At 62.0% G+C, this 11,816-nt stretch carries 8 protein-coding genes; 2 read left to right on the top strand and 6 right to left on the bottom strand.

What is annotated here, in order from left to right; genetic code table 11:
• Positions 1-3: 3 nt before the first annotated feature.
• The 5 genes from HYT87_04205 to HYT87_04185 form a co-directional block, all read right to left on the bottom strand.
• Positions 4-1,497: a transglutaminase domain-containing protein gene (locus HYT87_04205; GenBank protein ID MBI2058953.1), complete on the bottom strand. Its 1,494-nt coding sequence runs from the start codon at positions 1,495-1,497 to the stop codon at positions 4-6.
• Between the two features lie 53 nt (positions 1,498-1,550).
• Positions 1,551-3,395, bottom strand: a complete 1,845-nt coding sequence (locus HYT87_04200) for a hypothetical protein (GenBank protein MBI2058952.1) — start codon at positions 3,393-3,395, stop codon at positions 1,551-1,553.
• A gap of 66 nt (positions 3,396-3,461) precedes the next feature.
• On the bottom strand, positions 3,462-4,238 hold the full coding sequence (locus HYT87_04195; protein ID MBI2058951.1) for a hypothetical protein: 777 nt from the start codon (positions 4,236-4,238) through the stop codon (positions 3,462-3,464).
• 97 nt (positions 4,239-4,335) lie between these two features.
• Entirely contained in the window at positions 4,336-5,568 is a 1,233-nt protein-coding gene (locus HYT87_04190; GenBank protein ID MBI2058950.1) for a radical SAM protein, read from the bottom strand.
• A 162-nt stretch (positions 5,569-5,730) separates the two neighbouring features.
• The gene (locus HYT87_04185) at positions 5,731-6,387 is read right to left on the bottom strand and encodes a TetR/AcrR family transcriptional regulator (protein ID MBI2058949.1); all 657 of its coding nucleotides are present in this window, start codon (positions 6,385-6,387) and stop codon (positions 5,731-5,733) included.
• A gap of 159 nt (positions 6,388-6,546) precedes the next feature.
• On the opposite strand from HYT87_04185, the gene HYT87_04180 reads away from it, so the two are divergent.
• Together HYT87_04180 and ychF are read left to right on the top strand one after the other, a co-directional pair.
• Complete coding sequence (locus HYT87_04180; protein MBI2058948.1) at positions 6,547-7,797, top strand: prolyl oligopeptidase family serine peptidase; 1,251 nt, start codon at positions 6,547-6,549, stop codon at positions 7,795-7,797.
• A 6-nt stretch (positions 7,798-7,803) separates the two neighbouring features.
• Positions 7,804-8,856, top strand: coding sequence for a redox-regulated ATPase YchF (ychF, locus tag HYT87_04175; GenBank protein MBI2058947.1), 1,053 nt, complete (start codon positions 7,804-7,806; stop codon positions 8,854-8,856).
• Between the two features lie 136 nt (positions 8,857-8,992).
• On the opposite strand, the gene HYT87_04170 is transcribed toward ychF, so the two are convergent.
• Positions 8,993-11,816 (bottom strand): hypothetical protein (locus HYT87_04170; protein ID MBI2058946.1); only part of this gene is annotated, 2,824 nt, incomplete at its 5' end.

Raw genomic sequence — 11,816 nt, 5'->3', positions numbered from 1 at the left:
AGGTCATGGAGCGGTCTCCAGCACTTCTATTGAAAGATTGCCGACGAAGTTCATGACATGAAGCTGCTTGTCGAGTCCGCCCTCAGCCATCTTGACGTGGGTGACATCCGCCGGGATTTGGTTGAAGGTGGAATCGACGGTCACCCAGCGGCCGCGATTCCGCGCATCGGTCAGGTACACCTCGTTCCAGGCGTGGTAGAAGAACGACCCCTCCGTGTAGACGATGCCCACGGCGACCTTGGTGGGGATGCCGGCGGCGCGGGCGAGGGCGGCGAAGAGAACGGCGTGTTCATTGCAGTCTCCCTTTCGGAGATGGAGCACCTGTTTGGCATCGGGGATGCTGATGAGGGGCGTTTTCTCGAGGTGATCATACACGAACTCGGCCAGTTTCCGGGCGGCGCGATTTCCGGCCCGCTCCGCCCCAAGTGCCCCTTGGGAGTACAGCTTGATTTCCTGGTCATCACTTGGAATCAGGACCTCCGGCGCCAGAGACGGGCCGAGGCCGCGGCCTTTGATCGGGATTCGGCCCGTGAGCGTGCCGACCTCTTTTTCTCTCACTATCGTCAATACATCTCCGGATAGCGTCTGACGTTCGCTCAAGTTTCCCAATCGATCGAGATGGGGGGTGCGGAGTTTCAGCTTCAGCAGGGCAAGTGCTCTTGGCTTGGCGATATAAGTGGAGACGGGAATCGACGTGGACACGATCAGGTCCACGTCCTCCCCCGTGGGCCAACGCCGGTACAACGCTTCCTCGCGCGACTCGCGAAGGGTGGTGAACCCCATCGGACTCTCCTCTTTCAGGGTTTCGCCTTCCTCCGTCACCCAGCTCCACGTCTCGACCGTTCCGATGGTTTCATGAACCTTGAAGGCGCTGATCGTCTGTCCGCCGACGAGAACGGGCTCCGGCGCCAGGACCTCAACCACCAGGTCGGCCTGGCCGACGATTGAAGGGTCGAAGACGGAGACACGGTACTTGTCGCCGGGCCGGATCTTCCGCTGGCCCATCATGGCCCGCACCGTGAGGGGGAGGCGGGGGGAATCGGTGAGGGCGATGTCCTGCTCGGTTTTGTCGGCGCCGGAATGTAGGGTGACATGAATCTGCTTTCCTTCCACTTTGGCCGTGAGGAAGAACGCGGCGGGCCCGGATTCCATCTTGAAGTCCACCGTTTGAAGCGCGTAGTCTTTTCCGAGCGCGGCGCGGGTGGCGGTGCGGATCTCTTTTTTCTCACCCATGATCTTCGGTGAGAGGAAGGCGCGCTCGATCACGTCGTAACCGTTCTCATTCGGCGTCCACGTGGTGGTGGTGTAGCCGATTTTCTGGTCCTTGTAGTAGACGCCCATCCAGTATTCGCGCGCCGGTTCCTTCCATTCGGCTTCCGAAACGGGAATCTCGGCGGAAGCCAGGGAAGGCGTGCGTGTGCGTTGGTAGAGAGTGTAGAGGAGGAAGACCCATGTCGAGAGGATGGCGAGTTTCAGCAATGGACGGAGAAGGCTCATGACGCGCTTGGATTCTACCCCAGTCGCGAGAAGGCGCGAAAGGGGAAATCGTGTCACGGCGTGAACAGGGGGCCGAGGGGAATGGACGTGAACGGTCCCGCGGTGGCCGGGACCTGGCCGACGGCGAAATGCATCCTGAGCGATTCCGGCTCGTAGATCGCCGCGTTCATGCTGTCGCGCTGGTCGATGAGATCTTTTTCGCGCAGGAGCGCCTCCAAGGCAGGCACGTCGAGCGTTCCGTAGGAGGCCGCGATTCGTTCGCCGAGGACATAGTAGGCGCGCAGCGAGCGAAAGTAGAATGAACTCCAGTATCGTTGGGGCTTGACCTGCAGCCCGAGAAGCTCCAGGCGGATGTCTTCGGTGTTCCTGCGATAGTGTGTCGCGATTCGAAGATCGTCCGGGCCGACGCTCGCCCATCGGCGGCCCCACGGGTCGAGGTTCGCCGGCTCCGTTTGGTCCGGGGAATAGCGGACGCCTCGTGGGTCCACATCTCCGCCGATGGCGGAGTCGAGTTCAACGGCGACCAGGTCGCCTCCGGCATCGGCCAAGAGGATGTTCCAGCCGTACGCGTGCTCCGTTTCTTCGAGATGTAGCGCGGCCTGCTGGGCGGACCCGAAGCGGCTCAGGACCTCGCGGGCCGTGACGAACATGGGAACACCCCGGGCGAGGAGGTTGGCGGCGAACAGAAGCTCCTGGAACTGTCGGGTGACGGGGTTGTTGAGCGTGTCCGAGGGATTCACCATGAAGACGAGACCGGCGGCATTCATGCCGGAGAAGGCGCCGATGCCTCCGGACCATCCGAGCACGGCGAAAGGTCGACCGACGTCCGGTTTGTGGATGAAGAGGACCGCGTGGCGATGCATGGCGTTGTTGTCGAGCAGGGCGAAATGCTGGGCGGCCAGCACTCGGGAATCCGCGGTAGCCGTGCCTCTCAGACCGAAAGCGATCGAGGTCGGCTGGGTTCGCCCATCCCTTTCGCCGCGGTTCTCCACCTCGTGGGGGAGCTTTCCGAAGCCGCGCGTCGTGAAGACGAGGCGCTCGTCCCGCATGAACCTGGCATGAGCGGGGGGCGGCTCTTCCGATCTGGAGCGGTCGCCGGCTTGAAGGATGATCGGCACCATGGAGGCCTCGGGGAGTGGAGTGGGCGGTGCGAAGAACACGTCCAGGTCGGTTCCGGCGGTGACATAGGACAGAGCCGGGTTGTCGCTCTCATAGACGGCTGTCCCGAGCTGAATTCTGACCGTGGACGGATCGACGCCTTGCGGGTCCCTCAGACGGAATTGAAAGCGAGACCCCGAGGGTATCTCCACCAGGCCGGCGTAGGGCGAGGGTTCGTAGGGGTCAAGGCGGTTATCTCCGGGTTCGTCCACGGCGCCGTTGCCGTTGTTGTCCAGGGAATCCGATTCGGCGCCCGGCTGGACCTCTACGCTGAGGAGATCGGGTGCCTGAACTCGGTCGAGGTAGAGCGCGATCGATCGAAGATCCTGCATCGAATCCACAAACGTGTTGAGCAGCAATACCTTGTCGAAGTCAAAACCGGAGCCGTCGGCGATGCCTTGCATCTCCTCAAGGTAGGGAGCAGGGATGGACTCGGCAAGCTTGCGCGCGCTCTGGAGCAGAACCTGGTAGGAGAAATTCCCATCGAGGTAGAGGGGTTTCTTGTACTCGAAGAGGAACTCCGCAATGTCGGGTTGAAGGCGATTGAGGTACGGGAGGATCGAGGCGGTAAACATCTGCGTGTAGATCGAGCGAATCTTGCTGGATAGGAGGCGCCCGTGCCGGAGACCGCGCTCATAGGGTGAGCCTTCGAGGACGAGGATCTCATACGGGGCGGGCTTGTGCGATGCCTGGCAAGAGGCCATCAGGATCGAGATGGACAGGAAAACCGTTCGACGCATGATGTATCGAGTGATCGGATCCGCGAGTGCGCTCGTGCTACGAAGCGCTTCGCAGAGTAGCCTATCTTAGGCTGGGGCGCGGGTGTTTGCCACGGGAAACGCTCTCGCGATGAAACCGAAGATGGGCGGGGAGAGATCCTTCCAGATCAACCCGGCCAGAATCCACCAAAGGGCGATCCAAAGGGGTACGCCTCCCAACCCCCCCAGAGGGTATTGATGAAGAGCGCCCACTCGGATGTAGAGGATCTCCACGAGGGGGCCGCCGATCGCGAGAAACGCGAAGAGCCGCCGTTCGCCCCGACCGAGTGGGAACAAGAGGAGAAAGAGGATCAGCGCGGCGGCAAACGGCAGCCAGGAGAGCACGGGGTCGAGGGGGAAGCGATAGATGGCCTGTCGCGTGACGAGCACGAGTGCGATCTCGATGGGGACACGCCACCGGTCGATGAACCGGGGTGCGGCGGGCTTCCCTGTACGCGGGGATTGGAAAAAGGGTTGCACGGAGAGGGTGTGCATGAATCGAAGAATCATTCCCCAATAGAGCAGCATCCACGAAGGGATCGACGACCAGGGAACCAGATCGCTCGGCACGAGGTAGTCGTATACGCGATGGCGCACAACCGTGTTCCAGTCGTTGAACGCCCCCAGGATGAGGCAGACAGAAAAGAACACGATCTCGGCTGTGAGGGAGTGTGATGGACGGCGGCGAATCATTCCCCAGACGGCCAGCATGCGGAAGGCGATGATGGCCGGGACCAACATTTGCATCCAACGGAGGCGATCGGCGGCTGCGCAAATCAGCAGGCTGACGGTCGCGATTGTGAGGGCGTCCAGGCCGAGAGTCATGCAGAGGGGCGGTTGCGCGCCTTTCTGCGGCGCGCCATGGACCGCAGGAGTAGTCCCACCGCAATCGTCAAGAAAGTGAGCATGGGTCGTCCTGGAATCAGCTCAGGAACTCGAAGGCATCCCGGACCATGCTCAAAGGGTGGACGAGGCCGTTGAAATAGGTATCCGTCGTATAGTTCTGGGCCCAGTTGCAGTTCGCGCCGCACTGGTTGCAGGCGGGACCGTGGAATTTCGTCGGGTTCACCTTCGAAGCGGCATAGTCGTACAGCGTGTCCACATCCTTGAAATCGAGCACGTTGATGTATTCCGGTTTCACGTTCACCGTGGCCTTGCAGGGCCAGACCAGGCGGCCGTCGAAATCGATGTGGGGCTTGACCGTGTTCCGGCAGTTGAGGGGTTCCGAGTGGAGCAACCGCCGGTTCATGCGCAGGGAGCCGGTAATCGGATAGCCCTGCTGTTTTCGCTCCAGGATCCGGTCGGCCAGCGCGAGGTATTCGCCGTCGCCCTTGAGCGCCGCATTGATGGTCGGCCCGATATTCATAGGAACGGGACAGAACGTGATGCCCAGATCGTTCGCGAAATCCAGAACCGCCCCCGCTTCCTGGAGATGGCCGGGCTGGATGACTGTGTTGACCATGAGCTTGAAGTTCATCGGTTCGGCCAGTTCGCGGAGGAGGAGCAGATTGCGGAGAACGTCCTGGGATCGTCCATAAATCCACATGTCGTTGAGGAGAGAAAGATCGAGCGCATCGAGACTTACCACGATGAAGTCCGTATCGGCCAGCCAGGTTTTCCAGGATTCCTTTTTCAGCCATCGGTGGATGAGGCTGGCGTTGGTGTTGATGATGATGGGGTAGTAGTTCAGATTACGGGCCGCGCGGGTAAGCGTGGGCAGGTCCTGCCGCATGGTGGGTTCGCCGCCGGCGAAGTAGACCGACGGGGTGCGCGTGCGCATGATCTCCAGGAGGCGGATGCCTTGTTCCGTGTTGAGAACGCCGTCATTCGGTAGGTCCGGGTATTTGTGGCCCTGATGATCGTCGCAATACGTGCAACTGAAATTGCAGGAGCGGAGGGTGGTCCAGATGAAGTAGAGGGGACGCAGATCCTCCCGACCCGCTTTGGCACGTCGGCGATTGTCCAGGTAATTCCGGACGACCGTGCGGTAGCTTCCCAATTTTCGCCCGAGGTCGTGGCGACCGGTGCGCGGACGTTCGAGCGTGGGCAGAATCTCGTCTGCGAGCTGTTTCGCCTCGGCGGCGAGCCTCGGCCAATCGGGATGGCCGGGCTTGGGGCGGTAAAGATTGAATTCCGCCAGCGGGCGTGGCTGCATCGCGGCATAGGATTGGGTCAGAGCACTCGCCCGAGGGGGCTGCGGACTCGACGGCTCCCTCTGAACCGGAATCTCACGCGACCTGGACGTTACTGGAGGCGGCGGAAACGGTCCGGTGGAACCGGCCGGCGGGTGATCGAGTTGGTTCATGGTGACTTCCCCCTATCGATTTTTGGGATTCATCCAGGATTGGAGAGAGCCCAAGGTGAGTCGGACGAGTGTGTCCTCCGCTTCCCGTCGAGTTACGGAGGGATTGAACAGCGCCTGCATCCCGATGCGGAGCCACATGGACAGGAGAGCATGCGCGGTGAGTTCGAGGCTGGGATGGTCGGCTTTCGAGTCCGGAGCGACGGACTTGAGTGCCCCGATGAGAAACTGTGCGACGGGAGGGTTGATGCCATCCCGCAGCGACTCCACGCTGAGGCCGGCGGCCGCCCGCTGGGCATAGGCATGGACGAGGTCGCGGTGGTCGGCCCAGTAATCCAGGAATGCCCTGGCGGTCTGCCGGACGGTGCGGCGGAGGTCGAGCGGACGGCCTGGGCTCCAGATCGGCCGGAGGCGTTCGACTAGGCCCGCGTTGAATTGCTGGAGCAGCTCCTCGATGAGTTGCTCCTTGCTCGAAAAGTGCACGTAGAACGTGCCGTGCGCTACGGCGCAACGGTCGGCAATATCGGCGATCTGGGTCTGGGCGTAGCCCTTTTCCGCGAAGCAACTCAGGGCGGCGCGTTTGAGTGAATCCCGGGTCGCGGCTTTTCGGGCCTTCCGGCTCCGTGGGGCGCGGGATTCGGAGGGTGTACGGACGGCTTCAGTGGGTGACATAACGTCAGTGAATCAGAGTCACCGTAATTTGTCAAGAGGTGGGGGCTCAGGGCTGGATTTTGGGGTGGCGTTGTGAACAATGGCGCCATGATCGGACAATGGAAGACCTGCGGCGCAATGACGCGGGCTGAAGCCCCATGCCACGGATGGTATGGGACCATGATATGTCGCCGCACCACGGATGGTGCGGCATGTAACATGGCCCGCGGCTACCAGGAATCTGTATCCGTGGCAGGCGCAGGCTTTATGCCCGCGGATGATGTTCGCCGGAAACCTATTCTGCTGGAAGCCATCGGAAAGACCATTACGGCGGCGGCATTGCTCGTGGGCTGCTCCATAGATTCCCCGTCCCCGTTGAAGTACGAGTCGCCCGGACCGTATCCGGTCGGGAATGCGCACTTCGAGGTGACCGACGCGGCTCGGTCCCGCACCTTCTGGGTGGAGGTGTGGTATCCGGCCGTCGGGTCTGCCAGAGCTGGGGCGAGCGTGGGGGAGCCGGCGGAGCAATTCCTGGTCCCTGGGGCCGACCACGACACATACGCGGGCCTGCTTCGCGCCGCGCCTCAGCCTGGACCGACCCTGGTGAAACATTCGGCTACCGATGCCGAAGCGGATACATCGACGGCTCCGTGGCCCCTTGTGCTCTTTTCCCACTGCATGAGCTGTACGCGCTTTTCGTCCTTCTCGTTGGCCGAGCGCTTGGCGAGCCACGGGATTGCCGTGGCGGCTCCGGATCACACGGGTGGAACGCTCTTCGACAGTCTCAAGGGATCGGCCGCGTTCCTGACGCCGGACTTTCTCGAAACACGGGCACGGGATATGGAGTTTCTGCTGGATGTTTTAGTGGACGCGGACTCTGCCGAGGTGCCTGCGGCGCTGCGAGGCCGATTCGATTCAAGTCGCGTGGGCATCTTTGGACACAGCTTCGGGGGGGCCACCGCGGGTCTCGTCCTGAATCAGGATTCGCGGTTCAAAGCCGGCCTGGCCATCGCCGTGCCAATGGAAAATCCGCTGCTCCCCGGACCCACGATGGCCGTGATTCGTGTTCCGGTCCTGTTTCTCCTGGCGAAGGAGGACAACATGGTTTACGAAATCGGCAACACCTACATCCGGAAGAACTTCGATACCGCGAATCAGCCCGCGTGGAAGGTGGAGGTGGCCGACGCCGGCCACATGTCCTTCTCGGATATATGCAAGGTCACGGATCGATACCCCGCCGGCTGCGGCGAAGGGGAGCGCCAAACGAAGCCGGGCGAAAAGTTCACCTATCTTGACCCCGCCATCGCGCGATCCATCGGCCAGGCCTACGTTACGGCCTTCTTCAGCGCCCATTTGAAGGGGGAGCCAGCCGGCCTGGACTTTCTATCTGCGCCGCGCCCCGAAGCCCTCGTCGAAGTCCGTTCGCGATAGAGCCCCATGGAGACAGGACTCATCGGACTGCCCTTGTCGGGCAAGACCACCATCTATAATGCGGTGACCGGCCGGAACGCCGCCACTTCTGCCTATGCGGGCGGGAAGAAGGATGTGAACATCGCGGACATTAACGTTCCGGATCCGCGCGTGGATGACCTCCTGGCGTTGTTTCGCCCAAAGAAAACCGTGTACGCCAAGATCGTCCTGAAAGACTTGCAAGTGGGGTTCGATGAAACGGGCGGCCTTGCCTCCGATGCGCTCGCCCAAATCCGAAACCTCGACATGCTGGTGATTGTCGTCCGCGCCTTCGAGTCCGATTCCGTTCCTCATCCCTCGGGAAAAGTGGATGCCGCCGCGGATCTGAAGAAGATGGTGGAGTCGCTGGTCTTCAGCGACTACGAAGTGGTGGAGAAGCGCATGCAGCGATTGGAAAAGGAGGGGAAGAAGGGCAGCCGGGAATACGAGATCCTGGAGAGGATGGGACAGCGCCTGTTGGGGAATCTTCCGATCGGGCCGGATTTCGTTCCGGAGGCGGACCTGAAGGTTCTATCCGGGCTTACTTTTGTGACCACGAAGCCGATCCTGGCGGTGGCCAATACCGGTGACAAGAAAGTGGACCTTTCCTCAGCCGAACGGACCCTCGGGGAGTTGAAGATCGATCTCTTCACGCTCCAGGGCGCCATGGAGATGGAGATCGCGCAATTGGGTCCGGATGACCAGAAGGAGTTTCTAACGGATTTGGGCATGAAGGAGCCGGCTCTGAACCGGTTCGTCCGGCATATCTACAAAACGCTCAACTTCATTTCATTCTTGACGGTGGGGGAGGATGAAGTTCGCGCGTGGAGCGTCCAGCAAGGAGCGAACGCCCAGAAGGCCGCGGGGCGTATTCATTCGGATCTTGAGAAGGGATTTATCCGTGCGGAGGTGGTGACGTGTTCCGACCTTCTTGCGCTCAAGACCTTGGCCGAGGCCAGGAGACAGGGAAAACTCCGGCAGGAGGGCAAGGAATACGTTGTGAAGGACGGGGACGTCCTGAACATCCTCTTCCACGTGTGATAATCGGTGACAGTATACTCTATTGTTTGAAATAGAGTATACTGTCACCCATTATGTATACACTGGACCGGTAGCCGCAGGCTTCAGCCTGCGTCCGAGGACGCACCCGTAAAGGGTGCGCCTACCAAGAGGAGAATCAGGGGAGGTTTTGGACCGGAACGGGGGTGGATTTGTTGGCGGTGGTGCCGTCGCCCACTTGGCCGTAATCGTTCCCACCCCAGCACTTCAGAGTGCCGTCCGAAAGAAGCGCACAGGTGTGGGCGTAGGAGCCGCCGCCACCGGAGATGGCCACGACGTTGGTCAGGCTTGTAACGGGAACGGGTGTCGTGCGGCCCGCAGTGGTACCGTCGCCTACCTGGCCGTAGTCGTTCCGGCCCCAGCAATGGGCGGAACCGTCTACGAGCAGGGCGCAGGAATGGCCCCCACCTCCTGCGATCGCGACCGCGCCCGTGAGGGTGGAGACCGCTGTCGGCGTCGACTTGGTGACGACTGACCCATCTCCAAGCTGGCCGTAGGAGTTGTTGCCCCAGCACTTGACGGCGCCGTCGGACAGGAGAGCACACGTGCGTTCGGCGAAGTCTCCACTGCCTGCCGAGAGGGCGACCACGCCGCTGAGGGAAGAAACGGCGACGGGGGTGTTCTTGTCCGTGGTGGTTCCATCGCCGAGTTGGCCGTAGAAGTTGCGTCCCCAGCATTTCACCGTGCCGTCCGACAGAAGCACGCAGGCCTGGGTCCCACCGCCTTCTATGGCGACCCCGCTCGACAGGCTTGACACTTGGATGGGGGTGGACTTGTTGGCGGTGGTGCCGTCGCCGAGTTGGCCGTACACGTTGTGTCCCCAGCATTTCACCGTGCCGTCTGAGAGGAGCGCGCAGGTGAAATACGAGCCGCCGGTCGCAGACACCACGGCGGACAAACTGGAGACCGCCACGGGGGTGGCCTTGTTGGCCGTGCTGCCGTCGCCGACTTGTCCGACGTCATTTTGGCCCCAGCATTTCACCGTCCCATCGGCGAGGAGAGCGCAACTATGCCAATCTCCCGTGGCCAGGGCCACAGCGGCTGAGAGAGACGTAACGAACACAGGGGACGTGCGGCTGCTTCCCGAGCCGTCCCCGACTTGCCCGGCATGATTGCGCCCCCAGCACTTGGCGCGTCCGTCCGAGAGGAGCGCACAAGTGTGATTGCCGCCGGTTGCCAGCCCGAGCCGCCACGGGCGGGCGGGGGCGCCGGAGGCGGTGGATTCGTGGAGGCGCGGGAGTTTTGCGCCCATCGGGCCGGCGGGCATGGAGACGGTTACGGGGGTCGTTCTGTTCGTTGTCGTCCCGTCCCCAAGCTGACCGTTGCCATTGAGTCCCCAGCATTTCACCGTGCCGTCGGAAAGGAGGGAACAGGTGGTATTGACGCCCACCGCGATGGACACGGCACCCGACAGGCTGCTGACGGCCACGGGGGTCGTTCGGCTCGTGGTCGTGCCGTCCCCAATCTGACCGTTCTGATTTCTGCCCCAGCATTTCACCGTCCCATCCGCAAGAAGGGCGCAGGCGGACTCGTAGCCTCCATTGACGTCCACGACGTTCGTGAGGCTGCTCACGGCCACGGGGGTCGATTTGTTCGCCGTCGTCCCGTCCCCAAGCTCACCGTCAAGATTGTACCCCCAGCACTTCACCGTACCATCGGCAAGCAGGGAACAAGTAAACGTGTCTCCCCCCGAGACGGCGACAACGCTCGATAGGCTGCTCACATCCACGGGGGTCGAGATGTTCCCCGTCGTGCCGTCCCCAAGCTGACCACGGTCATTGCGCCCCCAGCATTTCACCGTGCCGTCGGAAAGGAGCGAACAGGTGTGCTCGTAGCCCGCTGCAATGTTCACCGCGCCCGATAGGCTGGACACGGCCACCGGGGTCGATTTGTTCACCGCTGTCCCATCCCCAAACTGACCCTGGCTATTCCACCCCCAGCACTTCACCGTGCCGTCGGAATGAAGGGAGCAAGAGTGTTCAGATCCCCCCGCGATCGCCAGTACCCCGGATAGCGAGGAAACGGCGACGGGTGTTGACTTGTCGACCGTCGTCCCGTCCCCAAGTTGACCGCTGTTATTGCGGCCCGTGCATTTCACAGTCCCATCGGAAAGAAGGGAACAGGTGTGATAGAAGCCCCCTGCGACGGCCACGACGCCCGCCAGGCCGGTAGCGGCGACAGGGGTCGTTTTTTGCACGGTCGTCCCGTCCCCGAGCTGACCGTAGTCATTGCGGCCCCAGCAGTTTACCGTCCCGCCGGCAAGAATGGCGCAGGTTTGGTAGCTGAAGTAGTTGGCGATGGCCTGGGCGATCTTGGTCGACCACGTCACTGCGTACTTTTCGACGGTATTGGTGTCCACATTGCCCGCTTCGTCGCGGGCGCGGACAACGTAGTAGACCGCGCTGCCGGTCGTGAGCGAGCCGTCGCCGTAGATGACGGCCCCGGCGGAGGTCGTAAACGTCGCGTTAAAACTTCCCTGGCAATTCGATTGAGGCGGCTCGCGGCAGATTTGGTAGACGATGGCGCCCTGCGCGGTCAGCGTGTCCGTAGCGGCCGACCATGCAAGGTTGACGTTGCTTTCGGAAGTGGCCGTGGCGCTCGTGAGGCCGGCGAACGTCGGCGCGGTCCAGTCGTTCGTCCACGTGATGTCCAGGTTGTTCGCCGTTGAGTTCCCGTTCCCGGCTGCATCGACGCAGGCGATGTATCGGGTGTAGACGGTATCCGCGTTATTCGCCCCGGTGAAAGAGCAGCTGGTGCCGGCTCCGCAGGCGTTGCCGGTACCCGCGTCGTAGCCCGAGTCGGTTGTGTACCAGCGGCAGACCGATGTTCCGGACACGGCATCCGTGGAGGTGAGGACGATGTCCGTGTTGGAGTCGTTTACCGTGTCGTAGTACGTTGAGGCCGTATCGCCCTCGACGCTGGTGAGCGTGAGGGGAGGGGCG

The organism is Nitrospirota bacterium (assembly GCA_016180645.1).
In the GTDB taxonomy this organism is placed as follows: Bacteria; JACPQY01; JACPQY01; order JACPQY01; family JACPQY01; genus JACPAV01.
Note: the sequence above shows the minus strand (reverse complement) of the source record. Positions and strands in the feature narration are given on the sequence as shown.